General features: G+C 41.6%; 14 protein-coding genes and 1 pseudogene. 4 read left to right on the plus strand and 11 right to left on the minus strand.

What is annotated here, in order from left to right; genetic code table 11:
- Nucleotides 1-198 precede the first annotated feature (198 nt).
- The 4 genes from ACVPON_RS01490 to pbp1b all read right to left on the minus strand — a co-directional run bounded on the left by ACVPON_RS01490 (nt 199) and on the right by pbp1b (nt 10,934).
- Nucleotides 199-561, minus strand: a complete 363-nt coding sequence (locus ACVPON_RS01490) for a DUF1033 family protein (RefSeq protein WP_462875477.1) — start codon at nt 559-561, stop codon at nt 199-201.
- A gap of 332 nt (nt 562-893) precedes the next feature.
- On the minus strand, nt 894-4,523 hold the full coding sequence (gene rpoC / locus ACVPON_RS01495) for a DNA-directed RNA polymerase subunit beta' (protein ID WP_462875479.1): 3,630 nt from the start codon (nt 4,521-4,523) through the stop codon (nt 894-896).
- A 71-nt stretch (nt 4,524-4,594) separates the two neighbouring features.
- Nucleotides 4,595-8,158, minus strand: coding sequence for a DNA-directed RNA polymerase subunit beta (gene rpoB / locus ACVPON_RS01500; RefSeq protein ID WP_462875481.1), 3,564 nt, complete (start codon nt 8,156-8,158; stop codon nt 4,595-4,597).
- Between the two features lie 400 nt (nt 8,159-8,558).
- On the minus strand, nt 8,559-10,934 hold the full coding sequence (gene pbp1b, locus ACVPON_RS01505; protein WP_462875483.1) for a penicillin-binding protein PBP1B: 2,376 nt from the start codon (nt 10,932-10,934) through the stop codon (nt 8,559-8,561).
- 124 nt (nt 10,935-11,058) lie between these two features.
- Between pbp1b and tyrS the strand changes: the two genes are divergently transcribed.
- Nucleotides 11,059-12,324, plus strand: coding sequence for a tyrosine--tRNA ligase (tyrS, locus tag ACVPON_RS01510; protein WP_462875485.1), 1,266 nt, complete (start codon nt 11,059-11,061; stop codon nt 12,322-12,324).
- Between the two features lie 19 nt (nt 12,325-12,343).
- Here tyrS and ACVPON_RS01515 read toward each other — a convergent pair.
- A pseudogene (locus ACVPON_RS01515) lies at nt 12,344-12,484 on the minus strand (ISAs1 family transposase); the annotation flags it as partial.
- A 156-nt stretch (nt 12,485-12,640) separates the two neighbouring features.
- Here ACVPON_RS01515 and ACVPON_RS01520 point away from each other — a divergent pair.
- Both ACVPON_RS01520 and ACVPON_RS01525 read left to right on the plus strand, forming a co-directional pair.
- A complete protein-coding gene (locus tag ACVPON_RS01520) occupies nt 12,641-13,201 on the plus strand; it encodes a Rep family protein (protein WP_462875503.1) in 561 nt (186 codons plus the stop codon).
- Nucleotides 13,202-14,752: 1,551 nt separating this feature from the next.
- Complete coding sequence (locus tag ACVPON_RS01525) at nt 14,753-15,142, plus strand: HIT family protein (protein WP_462875487.1); 390 nt, start codon at nt 14,753-14,755, stop codon at nt 15,140-15,142.
- A 162-nt stretch (nt 15,143-15,304) separates the two neighbouring features.
- On the opposite strand, the gene ACVPON_RS01530 is transcribed toward ACVPON_RS01525, so the two are convergent.
- The 6 genes from ACVPON_RS01530 to ACVPON_RS01555 form a co-directional block, all read right to left on the minus strand.
- The gene (locus tag ACVPON_RS01530; protein ID WP_462875489.1) at nt 15,305-15,511 is read right to left on the minus strand and encodes a heavy-metal-associated domain-containing protein; all 207 of its coding nucleotides are present in this window, start codon (nt 15,509-15,511) and stop codon (nt 15,305-15,307) included.
- Entirely contained in the window at nt 15,498-15,953 is a 456-nt protein-coding gene (locus ACVPON_RS01535; RefSeq protein WP_462875491.1) for a CopY/TcrY family copper transport repressor, read from the minus strand. The genes ACVPON_RS01530 and ACVPON_RS01535 overlap by 14 nt, the downstream gene beginning before the upstream one ends.
- 585 nt (nt 15,954-16,538) lie before the next feature.
- Nucleotides 16,539-18,041, minus strand: coding sequence for a metal ABC transporter solute-binding protein, Zn/Mn family (locus ACVPON_RS01540; protein WP_462875493.1), 1,503 nt, complete (start codon nt 18,039-18,041; stop codon nt 16,539-16,541).
- An 8-nt stretch (nt 18,042-18,049) separates the two neighbouring features.
- A complete protein-coding gene (locus ACVPON_RS01545) occupies nt 18,050-18,871 on the minus strand; it encodes a metal ABC transporter permease (RefSeq protein ID WP_462875495.1) in 822 nt (273 codons plus the stop codon).
- Nucleotides 18,864-19,568, minus strand: coding sequence for a metal ABC transporter ATP-binding protein (locus ACVPON_RS01550; protein WP_462875497.1), 705 nt, complete (start codon nt 19,566-19,568; stop codon nt 18,864-18,866). The genes ACVPON_RS01545 and ACVPON_RS01550 overlap by 8 nt, the downstream gene beginning before the upstream one ends.
- Complete coding sequence (locus ACVPON_RS01555) at nt 19,565-20,014, minus strand: zinc-dependent MarR family transcriptional regulator (protein ID WP_462875499.1); 450 nt, start codon at nt 20,012-20,014, stop codon at nt 19,565-19,567. Before ACVPON_RS01555 ends, ACVPON_RS01550 begins: the two co-directional genes overlap by 4 nt.
- A 215-nt stretch (nt 20,015-20,229) precedes the next feature.
- Between ACVPON_RS01555 and ACVPON_RS01560 the strand changes: the two genes are divergently transcribed.
- A partial coding sequence (locus ACVPON_RS01560; protein ID WP_462875501.1) for a transposase family protein occupies nt 20,230-20,673 on the plus strand: 444 nt, incomplete at its 3' end.

The raw sequence follows: 20,673 nt of genomic DNA on the forward strand, positions 1-20,673 counted from the left end.
GAAAACTTTAAAAAACGCATTTTGATTGCTTTAAACGTAAAGAAAGAGAGAACGAAGTTCGTCCTCTCACGATGTTAGCTTTTCATCAACCCACTACAGTTGACAAAGAGCCTAAACGTAAAGAAAGAGAGAACGAAGTTCGTCCTCTCTAGGTGTTAGCTTTTCATCTACCCACTACAGTTGACAAAGAGCCACTTTTTAAACAGTTTTCTTCTTTATTTTGCAAAAACGTGGTCTTTTCCCTCTAGCTTTAACCTTACGTTGTAAACCAGCTGGTAAATTTTCCTGAGATTCTAAAAGAATTAAAGAATGATAATTCTGTAAATATTCATCACATTCCTCACACCAATGTTGATCCTCTGGAGCCCAGAACGTTGCCATTAAGCCGTCTCGATTTTTCTTCATAGGAAACCGCTCAGATAAGCATACCCACTGGCGTTGGTAGTCTTGTAATGCTTCCTCGTAATGATTGTACTCGTTTTTGCTGATGATATGTTCTTCCCAGCCATCTAAGAACCACCACGGTTCAAAATCACCATACATTCGAATAACTTGATACATCTCTCATACTCCTCTATATCCACTATTATAGCGAATTTTCAAAAAGTAGAAAAAGATTTGGCTTGTGAAATTTATTCTCAAAGAGGCTGGACTTGAGTCCAGCCTCTACTTCATTATTCTGTTATACTCATTTAGTTTAACTTTTATTACTTCGACGATTGTGGAAACTCCGTTTCCCTATTTCCAACTTCCAATCATCTTCTAGATGAATTGTGGAAACTCCGTTTCTCTATTTCCAACTTCCAATCATCTTCTAGATGATTGGAACTCGCTTTGCCGTACTCCAGTACAGCCTGTAGCTCGTTGCCTAGTACTAAAAGTAAACGAAACAACTATATCAGTTCTTCTGCCAATTCTTCCGCAACGGTATCTTCGATGATTTCGATTTCATTGATAGCCTGTGGCTCAATGTTACGATAACGTGCCATACCAGTACCCGCTGGGATAATCTTACCGATGATGACATTTTCTTTCAAGCCGAGAAGGTTATCTCGTTTTCCACGGATTGCTGCGTCCGTAAGGACACGAGTGGTTTCTTGGAAGGAAGCCGCCGACAAGAAACTATTGGTTTCAAGTGAGGCCTTGGTAATTCCCATAAGGACAGGACGAGCAGTCGCTGGGATACCACCTGCAATAACCACATCTGCATTGGCATCGGTAAAGTCTGTGATATCCATGAGAGTACCCATGAGAAGATCTGTATCTCCTGGATCCATGACACGGACCTTACGCAACATTTGACGAACCATTACTTCAATGTGCTTGTCACCAATTTCCACCCCTTGGCTACGGTATACTTTTTGTACTTCAGAAAGCAAGTAGGTCTCAACAGATAAAACATCACGAACCTCAAGCAAGCGTTTCGGTTGAATTGATCCCTCTGTAAGAGCTGCTCCACGAGCCACCTGGTCTCCGACCTCTACTTTCATACGTGCGGTAAATGGTACAACATACTCACCTTCACCGGTCTTCCCTTTGACATATACTTTCTTGGTGCGAGTAGCTACGTCTTCATCAATTGCCGTCACCTCACCCTTGATTTCTGTAATCACCGCCTCACCTTTTGGATTACGGGCTTCAAAAATTTCTTGGACACGAGGCAAACCTTGTGTGATATCTGAATTAGAAGCTACACCACCCGTGTGGAAGGTACGCATGGTCAACTGAGTACCAGGCTCACCAATGGATTGAGCAGCAATAGTACCAACTGCTTCACCTACTTCAACCGCATCACCTGTCGCCAAGTTGATACCATAACAGTGACGGCATACACCGTGGCGGGTATTACATGTAAAGACAGAGCGAATCGTCACTTGTTCGACACCAGCATTGACAATATCCCGAGCAATATCTTCTGTAATCAATTCGTTTGGACCGATGAGCACGACACCTGTCTCAGGATGCTTAACGGTTTTCTTCGTGTAACGACCTTGCAAGCGTTCTTCAAGCGGCTCAATCATTTCCTTGCCATCTGTAATCGAACGGATATCCAAACCACGATCGGTTCCACAATCGTCCTCACGGATAATGACATCTTGAGCAACGTCAACAAGACGGCGAGTTAAATATCCTGAATCGGCAGTCTTCAAGGCGGTATCTGTCATCCCTTTACGGGCACCATGAGTAGAGAAGAACATCTCAAGAACGGACAAGCCCTCACGGAAGTTTGACAAGATTGGTAATTCCATGATTCGTCCGTTCGGCGCTGACATCAATCCACGCATTCCGGCAAGCTGGGAGAAGTTAGAAATGTTCCCACGCGCTCCAGAGTCCATCATCATAACAATCGGGTTCTTTGGATCTTGTGATTCTGTCAAGCGTTTCTCTAATTTCTCTTTCGCTGAGCGCCATTCATCTGTAACAGCTGCATACCGCTCATCATCTGTAATCATACCACGACGGAATTGTTTCTTAATTTGTTCCACCCGTTCGTGGGATTCCTCAATGATTTCTGCCTTATTATCAATCACCGGAATATCTGCAATCCCTACTGTCAAACCGGCTAGAGTTGAATGGTAGTAGCCAAGGTCTTTCAAGCGGTCAAGGAGGGCAGATGTTTCCGTTGTTCGGAAGCGTTTGAAGATTTCAGCGATAATATTTCCAAGATTTTTCTTCTTGAATGGAGGATTGATTGGAAGCTCTGCAATCGCAGCTTTAATATCAGCTCCTAATTCTAAGAAATACTTATCTGGCGCGCCTTCCGTCAAGTTGGCATTCGTAGGCTCTTGGAGGTATGGCAAGCCTGCTGGCATGATAGCATTAAACAAAATCTTACCGACAGTCGTCATCATAATCTTATGTTTTTGTGATTCTGTCCAAGGCTTGTCAAGACTATCTGTTGCAATACCCACACGGGTATGTAAGTGAACATAGCCATTACGATAAGCCATCACTGCTTCATCCATGTCTTTAAAGACCATTCCTTCGCCTTCACGACCTGCATCTTCCATGGTTAGGTAATAGTTTCCTAAGACCATATCCTGAGACGGTGTTACAACCGGTTTTCCATCTTTAGGATTCAAGATATGTTCTGCCGCAAGCATGAGGATACGTGCTTCTGCCTGTGCTTCTTCTGACAATGGTACGTGAATCGCCATTTGATCCCCGTCAAAGTCAGCATTGTATGCCTCACACACGAGCGGGTGTAGACGGAGCGCCTTACCGTCAATCAAGACCGGTTCAAACGCTTGAATTCCAAGCCTGTGAAGGGTCGGTGCACGGTTCAACAGCACAGGATGCTCTCTGATGACTTCTTCAAGAATATCCCAAATACGGTCATCTCCACGTTCAATCAACCGTTTCGCCGCTTTTACGTTCCCTGCAATCTCACGGGCAACAATTTCACGCATCACAAACGGTTTAAACAGCTCAATCGCCATTTCACGTGGTACCCCACATTGATACATCTTCAAAGTAGGGCCGACAGCGATAACCGAACGTCCTGAGAAGTCAACACGTTTTCCAAGCAAGTTTTGACGGAAACGTCCTTGTTTTCCTTTCAACATGTGGCTGAGAGACTTGAGCGGACGGCTACCTGGTCCTGTAATTGGACGACCACGACGACCATTATCAATCAGGGCGTCAACTGCCTCTTGAAGCATCCGCTTTTCGTTTTGTACGATAATTCCCGGTGCATTCAATTCCAGCAAGCGTGCCAAACGGTTGTTTCGGTTAATGACACGGCGGTACAATTCATTCAAGTCAGAAGCCGCAAAACGTCCACCATCCAACTGAACCATCGGACGTAGATCTGGTGGAATAACTGGCAGGATGTTCAAAATCATCCATTCAGGTTTATTTCCAGATTTGTAAAAGGCGTCCAACACATCCAAACGACGAACTGCCTTGATCCGTTTTTGACCAGAAGCTGTTTTCAACTCTTCTTTCAAGGCTGCAATTTCTGTAGGCAAATCTACTTGTCTAAGCAAGTCTTGAATCGCCTCTGCACCCATTTTTGCAACGAAGGAACCATGCCCATACTCACGCAATTTTTCACGATATTCACGCTCAGTCATGATAGACTTGTGCTCGAGCGGTGTGTCTTTCGGATCAATCACCACATAAGCGGCAAAGTAAATGACTTCTTCAAGCGCACGTGGGCTCATATCAAGGGTCAAGCCCATGCGACTTGGAATACCTTTAAAATACCAGATGTGGGAAATAGGCGCTTTCAGCTCGATATGTCCCATACGCTCACGGCGTACTTTCGCCCGTGTCACTTCTACACCACAACGGTCACAAACGATGCCTTTATAACGGATACGCTTATACTTTCCACATGAACATTCCCAGTCTTTTGTCGGACCAAAGATGACTTCATCAAAGAGCCCGTCACGCTCTGGTTTGAGCGTCCGATAGTTGATTGTTTCAGGTTTTTTAACTTCACCATAAGACCATGAACGGACCTTGCTTGGAGAAGCTAAAGTGATTTGCATACTTTTAAATCGATTTACGTCAACCACTAATAATCCCTTTCTTCATTTCTAACAGGAGGACTAGCCAGAAACAGGTAAAAGCCTGTTTCTGCTCTTCCTTATTCTTCTGATTCGGCTGCAAATGCAGCTGCAGCATCCGCTGCGGCCTTTGCACGCGCTTTTTCTAAATCATCTACGTGGATGATATCATCATCTTCGCCCTCATCCAGATCACGAAGTTCTACTTCTCGATCATCTTCATCAAGGACACGCATGTCAAGCCCAAGTGATTGTAGTTCTTTGACCAATACGCGGAATGATTCTGGCACACCTGGCTTTGGAATTGGTTTTCCTTTAGTAATCGCTTCATAAGCCTTCAAGCGACCATTCACATCATCTGACTTGTAGGTCAGGATTTCTTGAAGAACATTTGAGGCTCCGTAGGCTTCTAGTGCCCAAACCTCCATCTCACCAAAACGTTGCCCACCAAACTGAGCTTTTCCTCCGAGAGGTTGTTGGGTAACGAGTGAGTAAGGTCCGACAGAACGTGCGTGAAGTTTATCATCAACCATGTGGTGCAGTTTGATCATGTACATGACCCCAACAGACACACGATTATCAAACGGCTCACCAGTACGTCCATCATAGAGAATCGTCTTGGCGTCACTATCCATGCCCGCTTCTTTAACCGTTGACCAAAGGTCTTCTGAACTTGCTCCGTCAAAGACTGGCGTTGCAATGTGGATGCCCAAGTTGCGAGCAGCCATTCCAAGATGGAGTTCCATAACCTGTCCGATATTCATACGAGACGGTACCCCTAATGGGTTCAACATGATGTCAACTGGTGTTCCATCTGGAAGATATGGCATATCTTCTACCGGTACGATACGAGAGACAACCCCTTTATTTCCATGGCGTCCCGCCATCTTATCTCCGACCTTAATCTTCCGTTTTTGAGCAATATAGACACGAACCAACATGTTGACACCCGATTGCAACTCATCGCCATTAGCACGGGTAAATATTTTCACATCACGAACGACACCATCGGCACCGTGAGGCACACGAAGCGACGTATCACGAACCTCACGGGATTTATCACCAAAGATAGCGTGGAGGAGGCGTTCTTCTGCTGACAAGTCCTTTTCCCCTTTTGGAGTCACTTTACCAACAAGGATATCTCCTTCTTTTACCTCAGCACCAATACGGATAATTCCCATTTCATCCAAGTCTCTAAGAGCGTCCTCACCAACGTTTGGAATTTCACGGGTAATTTCTTCAGGGCCCAACTTGGTATCACGTGTTTCTGATTCATATTCTTCCAAGTGAACAGAGGTGTAGACATCATCTTTCACCAGACGTTCACTCATGATAACCGCATCCTCAAAGTTGTACCCTTCCCATGTCATGTAGGCAACGATTGGGTTTTGTCCAAGCGCCATTTCCCCATTTTCCATTGAAGGTCCGTCTGCGATAAATTCACCTTTTTCAACGATATCACCTACCTTAACGAGGGTACGTTGATTATAGGCTGTACCTGAGTTTGATCGACGGAATTTTTGGATATGGTAGACGTCAAGTGAGCCGTCCTCACGGCGTACTTCTACCTTATCTGCATCTGCGTATGTTACTTTTCCATCGTGCTGGGCAATGACTGCTGCTCCTGAATCATGAGCCGCTTGATATTCCATACCGGTTCCCACATAAGGAGCTTTAGGATCAATCAATGGCACGGCCTGACGCTGCATGTTGGCTCCCATAAGGGCACGGTTGGAGTCGTCATTTTCAAGGAAGGGAATACATGCTGTCGCAACGGCAACTACCTGCTTAGGTGAGACGTCCATAAAATCAGCAGATTCCGCTGGAAACTCCTGGTTGTTCCCTTGGTGACGTCCCATGACAATCTTGTCTATAAATCGGTTGTTTTCATCAAGGGGAGACGTAGACTGCGCTACAATATAGGCATCTTCTTCATCGGCAGTCAACCAAACAATCTCATTTGTCACAACCCCCGTCGCACGATCAATCTTGCGATAGGGTGTTTGAATGAAACCGTACTTATTCAAATGCCCGTAAGAAGATAAGTTGTTAATCAAACCAATGTTTGGTCCTTCTGGAGTTTCAATCGGACACATACGACCATAATGAGTGTAATGCACGTCACGAACTTCATATCCAGCACGGTCACGTGTCAAACCACCAGGTCCTAAGGCAGATAAACGACGTTTGTGGGATAACTCTGATAGGGGATTATGTTGATCCATGAACTGTGACAACTGGGAAGATCCAAAAAATTCTTTAATCGCTGCTGTTACAGGACGGATATTGATAATTTGTTGCGGAGTCAATACTTCGTTATCTTGGACACTCATACGTTCACGGAGATTGCGTTCCATCCGTGTCAAACCAATGCGTACTTGGTTGGCAAGCAATTCACCCACAGCACGAATCCGACGATTTCCAAGATGGTCAATATCATCGACGCGACCGAGACCTTCTGCTAGGTTGAGGAAATAACTCATTTCCCCCAAGATATCTGCTGGTGTAATGGTGCGAACATTTTCTGCTGGATTGGCATTTCCAATCACGGTCACAACACGGTCTGGATCGGTCGGTGCTACTATCTTAAATTTTTGCAGTAGGACTGGCTCTACCACAACAGCTGCATCATTCGGGATATACTCGACTAGATTCAAGTCATCGAATTGTTCTTCAATTGATTCCAATACATCACGACTCAAAATGGTTCCAGCTTCAAGAACGATCTCCCCTGTCTCACCATTGATAACATGCTCTGCCAAGGTTTGGTTAAGCAAACGGGTACGGAGGTTCAATTTCTTGTTTACCTTGTAACGACCAACAGGCGCCAAGTCATAACGGCGTGGATCAAAGAAGCGGGCAGTCAGCAAGCTACGTGAACTTTCTGCTGTCTTAGGCTCCCCTGGACGAAGGCGCTCATAAATTTCTTTGAGAGCTTCATCTGTACGTGAATCTGCTGGGTTTTTATGAATATCTTTTTCAATGGTATTACGCACCAATTCGCTATCGCCAAAGATATCAAAGATTTCATCATCACCTGAGAATCCAAGTGCACGAACAAGGGTTGTAAATGGAATTTTACGGGTACGGTCAATCCGAGTATAGGCAATGTCTTTTGAGTCTGTCTCAAGTTCTAACCACGCACCACGGTTTGGAATCACCGTTGAACCATAGCCAACCTTACCATTTTTATCAACCTTATCATTGAAATAGACTCCCGGCGAACGTACGAGCTGACTAACGATAATCCGCTCACCACCATTGATGATAAAGGTTCCCATCTCAGTCATGATGGGAAACTCACCAAAGAAGACTTCCTGGGTCTTAATTTCCCCGGTTTCCTTATTTATCAAGCGGAAGGTTACAAAGATTGGTGCTGAATAACTCGCATCATGAATACGCGCTTCTTCTAAGGTATACTTTGGTTCCTTTAATTCATAACCAACAAATTCCAATTCCATCGTATCTGTAAAGTTGGATACTGGAAGCACATCTTCAAATACTTCTTTGAGACCATGATCCAAAAATTCTTTGAATGAGTCCGTTTGAATTTCAATCAAATTTGGTAAATCAAGAACTTCTTTGATTCTTGAAAAACTACGACGGGTACGGTGCTTGCCGTACTGAACTTCATGTCCTGCCAAGTTTTTAGCTCCTTCTTTTTTCTCTAGGTCTAGCCGATGAGACCGCACATTGCCGTTTTGTCTGAATTTTTAGAATCTTTAAGAGTTTATGACAATTCATAAATAAAGACCAAAAATAAGCACAAAAAGAGCAGCTAAATCTTCTTAACAAAGTATGATTTAACTGCTGCAAGCCTTGTTTGGACAATATTTCAAACAAAACACACGACAAATAATATAGAACATATTATACACTATTTCCCTTTATTTTTCAAGACTTTCAGCTTTTTTTCACAATAGACATTGAAAATCCCATTTCCAACGATTGCTTGTCCTTATTTAGTAACTACAGACTAAAAGACGATAGAAAACAAAAATTGAGAAATAAGCTGCTAGCTTACTTCCCAATCTTGCCCTAAAATTAACGATTTGATTCACTGTTTGAAGAGGGTTTTGTGGTAGACGATGAATTCCTACCTGATGAGGACTTTGGTTCTGGTACAGGTGCGGGAGGAAGTAAAGTAGCCCAGGCTTTGGCATAATCATTATCTGTCCCACCGATCATAAATCTGTAGCTAATAGCTGGCGCCCCATTCTTAGCCCAGTAGCTCGTCGTCATTGCTCCTCCTAGCGTAATGGGTACACTATTTACCTGAACAGTTCCAGCCCGTGTTCCAGTGGAGGCTAGAACATTTGATGCAATCACGCTATTATCCAACTGGAAGCGTTCCTCAAATAATTCTGGTCTTGTCTCATAGATGGCATTTGTTAAATAAGCAACATAGGCTGCATTATTGTTATACCCTGTTAAAAAGTCCATGCCTGTGTTATCATCATGGCCCGCCCAAGTTCCTAAGGTAATCTGTGGAGTAGCTAACATCAGCCATACATCAGCAGTGTCATTACTGGTTCCTGTTTTCCCGACCAAATCACTAGCTGCTGCCTGGGGATTGATTGCTGCTAGACGACCTGAATAAGTAGATGTTTCTCCTGATGCTAGGGCTTCTCTCAACAACATCATCATAATACTAGATGTTGCTTTAGAATAGACTTGTACAGGTTTTGCTTGATGTTGATAAATCACTGTCCCATCATGAGCAGTAATACTCTCTACAATATAGTTCTCATTGTAGACACCACCATTTGCCAGGGCTTGATAGGCATTTGTATTGGCAACAACTGTCGTTTCGACCCCACCTCCTAATGGGAGACTTTCAATGTCGTACATCTCAATAGCATAGTTCATTTTATCCATATAGGATTTGACATCTACACCTGCATTTTGTAGCATTTTATAGGTCCAAAAAGCAGGTATATTGGCTGACGCATTTAGGGCACTTTGTAGGGTCATCATCCCTGTCCCCCTGCTTTCCCCGTGCATAATGGGGGTTCCATCAGCGAACGTTGTCGGATAGTTAGACAAGACACTAGCTGAACCCAATAGTCCTTGGTCAATGGCAACTCCGTAAGCCAGGAAAGGCTTGATCGTAGATCCTGGAGACCGTTTGGTATTAAGGGCATGATTATTCTGATTGGAACGATAATCGCGACCACCCACAAATCCTAAAATTGCCCCTGTTCGATTGTCTAGAAGAACACTTCCTGTCTCGACCAGACCACCACCACTATCCAGTACCTCACCGTACGTTGCCACAGTAGACTGCATGGCACCATAGATATTTTTATCAACTGTACTCGTAATGACATAGCCACCTTGGCTGATATTCTGCCTTGCCAACTCCTTGTAGGCTTTGACGGTTTCATCATTTTTCAAATCTTGCTCAGATACTTGATCCCTCTTGACCAAGTAACGATACATAATATCCTCTGCCTCTGACAATACTGCATAATACAAGTAATCCTTGGTATCTTCTAGAATTGGAGCGGGTGCAATAAAATCTTTCTTAATATCATAAGCGAGATAGGTCTCGTAATCCTCTTTGTTTATATAGCCAGAGCGATACATGTTATACAAGACATCTTTTGAACGCTCAATCCCGTACGACATATCCTCTTCGGATTTAAAACTACCACTCGCTGTATAAGGGGAATACACAATCGGACTTTGAGGTAAACCAGCAATAAAAGCTGCTTGAGGCACTGTTAAATCTTTGGCTGATTTACCAAAAATCCCTCGTGCCGCTTCTTCAATTCCGGCAATATTGCGCCCTTGGTTATTGCGTCCAAAAGGAGAAACGTTTAGGTAGGTCGTTAAAATCTCTCCCTTACTCATGGCACGCTCAAGGGCGAGGGCTGAGATGATTTCATTTGCTTTTCGTCTAAAGGTAGGGGCATCTCCTACAATCTGCTGCTTAATCAACTGCTGGGTCAAGGTTGAGCCACCACTTGATGACCCAATCCCAATCGAACCAAGCGCTGCACGTAAAACCGCCTTAGGAACAACACCATTATGGCTTTCAAAGGTCACATCTTCCGTCGCAATAACCGCCTGCTTGACATTGTCAGAAATTGCATCGCTTCCAACTGGTGCCCTCAATAAATCAGAACTAATCTCTGAAATGAGACTACCATCTGAATACGTAACTGTAGAAATCCGACTAACTTCGGTCACCTGCTTGACCAATTCTGTAGAGTTCGGAACAGTTACACTATCAAAGAGACTGGCAACATAACCTAGTCCAAGACCTGCTCCCAATACCCCTAACAAAAAAAGGACAACAGCTCCAAAGTCTACTAGTAGTTTTAAGATTCTCAAAGTAATACCGGCTATATCATTGATTGCCAAAGAAGCAGTTTCCTTTGCTTCTCCCTTTTTCTTAGGTACTTTCGTCGTCATAGATAACTCCTTATCTTCCCTATTCTATCATATTTTTTATGTTTTGACGAAAATTTCCTATACCATTCTCCCTAAAATATGATACAATGAGAGGTATTAGAAAAACTAAAAAAGGAGAAGAGACATGCACATTTTTGATGAGCTAAAAGAACGTGGTTTAATCTTTCAAACTACAGATGAAAATGCTTTGCGCAAAGCCTTAGAAGAAGGGCAAGTCTCTTATTATTCAGGCTACGATCCAACGGCTGATAGCCTACACTTAGGACATTTGGTCCCAATCCTTGTTTGCCGTCACTTGCAATTAGCTGGGCACAAGCCATACCCACTTGTAGGAGGGGCAACTGGCTTGATTGGGGACCCATCTTTCAAAGATGCAGAACGTAGTCTGCAAACAAAAGATACCGTCAACAACTGGGTAGAACAAATCCAAGCTCAATTAGATCGCTTCCTTGATTTTGAAAACGGCGACAACAAGGCTGTCATGACCAATAACTACGATTGGTTTAGCAATATCAACTTTATTGACTTCTTGCGTGATGTCGGAAAATACTTTACCGTTAACTATATGATGAGCAAAGAATCTGTTAAAAAACGGATTGAAACGGGCATTTCTTATACAGAGTTTGCCTACCAAATCATGCAAGGTTTTGACTTTTATGAGCTCAATCGCCTGCATGATGTCACTCTCCAAATCGGGGGTAGTGACCAGTGGGGCAATATGACTGCTGGGACAGAATTACTCCGCCGCAAGGCTGACAAGACCGGACACGTCATCACAGTCCCCCTCATTACCGATGCAACCGGTAAAAAATTCGGAAAATCTGAAGGAAATGCCGTTTGGCTCAATGCTGACAAGACATCTCCATACGAAATGTACCAATTCTGGATGAATATCATGGATGCAGACGCTATTCGCTTCTTGAAAATTTTCACCTTCCTACCACTGGATGAAATCGAAGAAATTCGTCAAAAATTTGAAGCGGCACCACATGAGCGCTTGGCACAAAAAATCCTCGCTCGCGAAGTCGTAACGCTCGTTCACGGTCAAGCAGCCTACCAAGAAGCTCTGAACATCACCGAGCAGCTCTTTGCAGGAACCGTCAAAAATCTTTCTGTCAAAGAACTCAAACAAGGACTTCGTGGCGTCCCAAATTACACGGTAACAGCAGATGACAATCTCAATATTATTGAGATTCTCGTCACCGCAGGTGTGGTCAACTCAAAACGCCAAGCCCGTGAAGACGTCCAAAACGGAGCAATCTACGTCAATGGTAGTCGCATCCAAGATCTTAACTACGTACTGACAGACGCAGATAAGCTCGAAAACGAATTAACTGTTATCCGCCGCGGAAAGAAAAAATACTTTGTACTGACATTTAACCCTTGTTAAATCAACTGTAGATCCCAGCCTCTTTCCACGTTTCAATCCCTGCCAATTGACAAACGAAAACTAAAAAGAGAATAGTAGATAAGGGATAGCGAATTTTCCAAGCTTGACGACTGTCGTACTCTTCTTTGCGTTCCTCAATGGATAAAAGAAAATCATTCATTATAGTTCACCTCTATTCTAGTCTACTACTTTGAATGAGGTTTAGCATGATTTTCGATTTCTGAAAACGAAATTTTCTTCATGCGTTTGTCGTGCATTTCTTCTGTATCCAGATGGAGAGGGATTTCCAAGTGATTGGGAAGAATGATTAGAGAAAATTGGGGTGCCGATTGCAATTAGTCCGCTTCACGATAAAGACAGAAAAAATGGTGGTTATAAAAAAAGCCATTATCATGGTATCTATATTGCAAATAAGCCTGTAACTGCTGAATCGGTTAGAAACAAACTTAGAGCGGTCCTTAGTTCTGACGATATGGAATGTAAGGCAGTAGCACGGGTTCAGATTGTTTATGAATCTATCGAGAGTGTTTATCTATATCTCACGCATGAGAGTAAAGATGCTATTAAGCAAAATAAATATCGCTATGACAAGTCGGATATTAAGCGTATCAGTAATTTTGATATTGACCGATATGTTGTAGTTGATGTTGAAACCAAAAATAAAATTTTAAAAATATTGCTCCAGATTATTCGTGTGTACTCAATACCTAATATTTTAGATTTGCATGATTTCATCGAAGAAAATGGTGCTAGTTATGGGATTGATATGAACTTGTTTTTAACAACTATTGAAAGTAAATCTAGTATTTTGAGATTATATTTTGATGGTGCTTATCAACGAGGCAAACGTGGAATAAAATCAGGTACTGAAGAATAAAAAAAGTCGGTCTAAAAAGAGATCGACTTTTTTATTATGTGACTTTTAGTTTGTCACGCTTCGTAAGGTGCGTGACAAACTAAACCACCCGTTTGACGGGTGGTCATGATTTAGCTTCTAATTTTGCGATTATTAATATAAAATACCTGTAAAAAATATTTTAAGGAGTATAAATAACCAACCTAAAAAAAATATTAATGCTAAAGCAATTAGTGGCTTAGGTTTAGATTTTTTTAGTAAATATATTTTATATAAACTTAGTGTGTTTAAACTTATAGCCAATAAAATTATAAATTTTAATAGTCCTTTGTCTAACATTTTTTATAATTTCCCAAAGCTCTGTCATATACGGGAGGAAGTTGTTGAGCAACACTAACTACAGATGCTATTGATGTCACAGCTGATAGTGCACCAATCCCGCCTGAAACTAAGGCGCCAATAACTGTTGCTCCTAATTCCCAACCTGCTGTTTTTAATAAATCTATCTCTATTGAGCGGATATTATCAACATCTTTTGTGAAATTATCGATATAGCCAGCGTTTTTATCACCTCTAGTGACAGTTTTAGAAACTGGTTTTCCGCCATAAGAAGCATGCGCAATCGTTAAAGTGTATTTATTTCCAGAAGATGAGTAGGACCAAGGGCTAAATAAGCTGCTGTTTGAAGCTCTAAAGGAAACTCCTGATCTTGAATTTAAAATCTCTTCACCGATAGCTTTTACATTGTAAGACTCAATTTGACCATTCTTGTTGACATCTAATATTCCAGTGTTTTTGTGGAAAGTATATATAACGTCTTGGTTGAATTCGGGAGAAAAAGAGCGAACGGTGCGGTGATCATCATCTTCACTTAAAACTTGTGAATGTTGTTGTATTGCATTTTCTTGTGCTTCAGCTGATATAGCAGAACCTATAGGTGAGAAAAGTCCTAGAGTTGTAGTTGTTAATAAAGCTATGCTTAATTTTTTATATTCATGATGGTATTCCTTTCTATTTTCATTTCGTTAATTGTGTCTTTTATTTAGGATTTATTATTATCTCCCTTCTAACCTAAATAATGTTTTCGCTTCCATTTTATCACTTTTTATTAGAAAAACAAAGGGATTCATTACTACGAAATTAATTTTTTCTTAATAAGTAAGTGATTGGAATTTATTATTTTGAAATATCTTAGACAGGTTTAAGATTGCTAAATATGACAAAAGTGTCCTTGTGGTTCGAGGGCTTTTTAATCATATTTATGTTATAATGGAGGGGTTGGTACTTTTAAATAGACCAACTCTTTTTATACCCAATTTTTTATTCCATTTATTAATACTCCATAAAAATCAAAAGTAGACTAGCTTTCACAATGAAGAATTGTGAAAGGTTGGAAATGAGAGTAGCACCGCTCATTTCCTTATAATCGAAGCCCAAGGTAGAAGGAGCCTTCACCAAGGCAAGTTGACGAAGTAGCCTTTTGATTTTTAAAGAGTAGAACCTTTTCTTTTCATACTTCTAGCACCCAAGGCATACCTCACCCTATCCCCCTACCAAAGAAAGGAGCAAGCCATGCACTGTATCTTTTGTCATGATATTTTAGAGGAAAATATCCTCTATCAGACCGAATATTTCAAGCTAGTTTGGGATATTGACCCCATTCAAACAGGACATATAATCATTATCAGCAAGGAACACTTCACCCACCTTTCTGAATTACCTCTACCCGTCCTTCATGAACTGGCAGAGGTAGAACAAAAAATCATACAGCTCATGGAACAGAGTTTGCCAATTGATGGGGTAACCCTTGCACGCAATGATAAGGATTTGATGGATAAGGGGACGCATTTTCATTCCCACCTCATTCCAAGAAAAAAAGACGACGGCTTTTGGGAGAAGATTACACTTACCAAACATGCTTTCCCACTCGAAGACTTGCTCAAGCGGCTCAATCATAATTGACAAGAAAAGCTATAGAACAACCGAGTACATTGTTCCATAGCTTTTTCTATATAGTCTTCTAGTCTCTCTTTAGTATTTTTTAGGTATCGACTGATTCGTACCTTCTACTTTAAAACGAAGGCACCATATAGCTCCTCTAGCTTCGTATCTACTAAATGATGACTATACCAATTCAATAGCTTCATATACTGTATCAGCAAGGCTTGCTTGATAGTCTGACAAAGAGTAGTGAGTAGTCGTCTCAATCCTTGCCACTTGCTGGTGCAGATCGATTGCTACTTCAACTACACCTGGCATATTCTTAAAATGCTCGGTTACATGCTTGACACAATTTTGACACGATAGATTCGTAAGCTTAATGGTTTGCATATTCCATTCTCCTTTCATGATGGTGACAGGTACATTGACCTGCCAAACAAACACACTGTAGGCTTTGAGGAGCGCTTGGCAAGTGATTTGCTATCTGTCCAGCTAGTACTTGCAGGTCAGAATGTGAAAAATGCCCCATTTCCAGTAATTGCCCGACCAATTCTCCATGCTTAGTCGAACACATGGTATCTAGCAAGAGCTGGAGTTGGAGCTTTACATGTTCCTTTTCTTGTACCAGAGGATAGTAGTAATACTGACCACCGACCTTTTTCATTTCCAGATAAGATTTTTTCCGCAGGCGCCCCAAGAGCGTTTTTATCGTTGTAGCCTGCCAATCAAAGCCCTCCTGTAGGGCATTGATAATCTGACTAGACGTCCGACCCGGGCATGCCCAAATCACACGCATGACCTGCCACTCCGCAGCTGATATTATCTGTTCCATAGCAGCTCCTCCTTTTTATACTTATTTAGTTTAACTTTTATTACTTGAAACTCCGTTTCCCTATTTCCAAGAGTCTGGGACAAAAGTCTAACCTCAACTATAAAAAACGAACAAAACTGGTTTTCGGACACTCAACATTCTTGTTTGTTCGCTTTTTGTATTTCATTTATCAATTTGAAGATTTGATGATAAAGAATTTCAAAAATCAAAATCTTTTTGTCCCAGCCTCTCGCTTTGCCGTACTTCAGTATAGCCTGCAACTCCTTGCCTAGTACTAAAAGTAAACGAAACAACTATATAAAGTTTACGATTGTAGTCGGTTTTTGTCAACTATTCTTCCTTAACAGTTACATCTTTCCCATTTCTTTCTTGAGAAACTAATACTCCATAAAAATCAAAAGTAGACTAGCTTTCACAATTAAGAATGGTGAAAGGTTGGAAATGAGAGTAGCACCGCTCATTTCCTCATAATCGAAGCCGAAGGTAGAACGAGCCTTCACCAAGGCAAGTTGACGAAGTAGCCTTTTGATTTTTAAAGAGTATAAAAAGGTTAGGTGCTGAATGTCCTAACCTCCTACACTCCTATCAATGGGCTAACATTTCTTGTCCAATCTCAAGACCAGTCAAACCATCTGGATAATAGGTTGGCCAATTCTCTAGCTCATTGAGTAACTTCTCTTGGCTCTCCCCACCAAAGAAGATATGGAAGTGTCCTGTTTTCGTTGGAGCAATATTGTGATCACTAAACTGTACATACTTAAACCGGCCGGCATTCGTATCCGTTGCCTCAAACAAAAAGCGTACCCCACGATTGCCTTTCTTGTAGGTCAAAATTTGATAGCCAACATACTTGTAGGTATGCTTTTCAGCTTGATCATTGACCACGAACTCTATCGTATCATTGCTAATGTGAATCTGCTCCACATCAGTCTTGTAGCCCTTGTCATAGTAAGCCTTGTATTCTTCAGCCGTCATTTGACCACTCAACTTAGCCTTATAATCAAAGACTTGATCTAGCGTTCCATCTAGCAAATATGGATAGACAGACTGCCAGTCTCCTGCATAATCCGATAAACTCCTATCTTTTACTGCGCTGTCATCAAAATAACCTGCATAAACCGTCTTAGTCGTCTCTGCTGCTTCTGGTAAAATATCTACTCCAGCTTGATTCGTTGTTTTTTCTAAGGCCTTTAGATTGTCTTTCATCACTGAAATGTAATCTGCCCCATTGTTTACTGCCTCATCTGTTAGACTTTCCAACGGATTCAACACAGCCAATTCCACACCTGTTTCTTTTGACAAGGTTTCAGCTACCGCCTTTGAAGCATTCTCTTCGAAATAAATATACTTGATACCATATTGCTGAATGTACTTCGTTAACTCTGCCAATCGAGAAGGTGTAGGCTCTTGATCTGCCGATACCCCTGTAATAGAAACCTGCTTCAAGCCATAATCCAAGGCAAGATAAGCAAAAGCAGTATGTTGGGTTACGAAGTATTTTTGCTTCGCCTTGGACAAGCTTTCTTGATAATCTGCATGCAGGGCTTCTAACTTCCCAATATAAGCAGACGCATTCTTCTCAAACACCTCTTTTTTCTCTGGATATTTAGCTACCAATCCATCACGAATCCTTTCTACCAAAGAAATCGCTCGCACCGGTGATAACCAAACATGGGGGTCATATTCATGATGATGCTCTTCCTCATCATGTTCATGCTCCTCTTCTTCACTACCTGGTAAGAGAAGCATCCCTTCAGTCGCCTTGATGACCTTCCCTTTTTGATCATCAATCGACTTCAAAAGATCTGGTACCCAGGTTTCCATATTTTCATTTTCATAGACAAAGATATCTGCCTCTTGGATATCTGCTATATTTTTAGCTGACGGTTCAAAATCATGTGGCTCTGTCCCTGCTTTTACAAGAAGAGAAACATCTGCTTTTTCCCCCACCACTTGCTTGGTAAATTCATAAACTGGATAAAAGGTTGTTACAACCTGAATCCCTTTCTTATTCGATGCTTGTTGCGAACCACAAGCTATTAACAAAAAGAGGCTAAGTCCCATCAGACATGTCAAAATTTTTTTCATGCTTTCTCCTATTTTTTTAATTTATAAACCAAATTGACCAATAAAAAGATGCCAATAAAAATCAAGGTAATACTTGCGCTAGCAGGTGTCTCTGCATAATACGATAGAAATAGACCAGAGAGCATTCCAACAAAGCCAATCACTATCCCAATTACCATCACCATTTTAAAACTTCTTCCCAGACGAAGTGCAATCGAGGCTGGCAAGACCATAATCGTTGATACCAATAAGGCTCCTGCTGCTGGAATCATGAGCGCAATCGCTACGCCTGTCACGATATTGAAGGCAATAGACATCGCACGAACAGGCAAGCCATCCACAAAAGCTGTGTCCTCATCAAAGGTCAAAATATACATCGGGCGTAAAAAGAGAAACGTCAACATCAACACGACCACTGCAATCCCAAAAAGGGCAACTACCTGCTCTTGACTAATCGTCACAATCGAGCCAAATAAATACTGCTCTAAACTCAAACTACTCTTGCCACCCGAGCGACTCATGATAATCAAAGATACCGCTAAACCTGTCGACATTAAAATAGCCGTTCCAATCTCCATAAAACTCCTATACAAGGTTCGCAAGTATTCCAAAAAAATTGCCGCAACAATGACCACTATCATGGTAGAAATCGTCGGTGAAATCCCCAGCACAAGCCCAAAAGCGACACCTGCTAAAGACACGTGACTGAGCGTATCACTCATCAAACTTTGACGCCGCAAAATAAGAAAAATTCCCAATATCGGAGAAAATAAACTCATGGCAATAATCGCGAGAAAAGCTCGCTGCATAAATTCATAATGAAAAATAGAGACATCAAGCACACTACCCATGTGTCACCTCCTCGTCCTTATCATGAACATTGAAACAACGCCAAGGAGAAGCTTGATCTCGTACCAAATAAATATTTCGATCAGCATAGTCACACAATTCATCTGCATCATGCGTAATCATCAGAATGGACTTCCCATGCTTTCTCGCACTATGATGCATCAGTTCATAAAAAGCAGTCTTCGTCCCACTATCCATTCCTGTAGTCGGCTCATCTAAGATAAAAATATCCGGATCTGAAGCAAACATCCGAGCAATCACCGCCCGCTGCTTCTGACCACCACTCAAGGACCCTAACCGCTTATCCTTATGCTCCCACATTCCAACAGCCTCCAAACTTGTCCGAATGTGTTCCTCATCATGCCCTGTCAACCTACGAAACCAACCCTGACGCGGATAGCGTCCCGATTTTACAAATTCATAGACCGTACTAGGAAAACCAGCGTTAAAACTCGCAATCTGCTGTGGTAAATACGCCATTCTTAGTTTTTTCTGATTGATACTGGTTTCCGAAATGGTCACTTTCCCCTTCTTGGGTTTTAAAATTCCCAATGTCGCCTTAATCAAAGTAGTCTTGGCTGCCCCATTTTCACCTGTCAAGGTTACAAATTCCCCACTATCCAAATGATAGTGAATATGTTCCAAGACAGGCTCCTGATCATATACAAACGATAGATCCTCTACTGTAATATATCTCATCCTTCCTTCCGAACCTTCTTTACTAAATCTGTTAAAAAACGACCAATAATCACTTGCTCATCCTCTGAGTAATCTTTAATCAACTCCTCATAGGAAGCAAGTGTATAGGCATGGTGCTGAGCATGCTCCGCAGCAATCGGCTTTGCTAACTCTGTCAAACTATATCGAACAATCCGTGCATCACGACCATCTCGAACTGCCACAAGTAAGTTCTGGGCAATCAAGGCCTTAATTGCCTTGGTAATTGCTGCCTGACTGACATTTAGTTGCTTTGCAATCTCCTTATTCGTAAAAGCATTCTTTTCAATCAACATTAAAATATGCTCCTGAGTGTTGGTCAAGCGCATCTCACTCTGGCAACTTCCCACCAAAATTTCCAATTGATTCTCCGAACTCAATATAATCTCATGTAAACTTCGATCAATCTGATGAGCTAATTGTTCCATTTCCCACACCAATCCTTCATCATTTAATTAACTAGTTAATTTTATCATAAAAATATAAAAAATCAAGTATTTTCTAATCATTATGAAAAACGGCTCTATAATTTCTGTAGTGGGTAAATCCACTGTAGAGATTATGGAGCCTTTTTGAGTATAGAAAAAAAGTCCCATATGACTTATAATGAAAAGCGACTAATCTACTCATTAGAAAGGGTCATATGGAACAACTAAATCTTATCACAAATTTTCTCAAAATTAAAGACAAAAATATCGTTATCACTAATGAATTTGATATGGGAACTCACTTCGAACTCCACGGTCACCTAGATTACACAGCCCCTAAATGCCCTTCCTGCAAGGGACAAATGGCTAAATACTTCCAGAAAGCCTCTAAGATCCCCTACCTAGAAACTGCTGGCTACCCTCTACTTATCCGTCTTAGAAAGCGTCGTTTCAAGTGCAAAGAATGTGGGAAAATAGCGGTCGCTGAAACTCCTCTTGTTAAGAAAAACCATCAAATCTCTGTCGCAGTTAACCAGAAGATTGCCCAATTACTCATCGAAAACCAAGCAATGACATATATTGCACACAGGCTATCAATTTCAACATCATCAGTTCTGAGAAAGCTTAATGAGTTCAAGTTTGAAACAGATTGGAATACC

The sequence above is a fragment of the Streptococcus sp. 1F3 genome, from assembly GCF_054968985.1.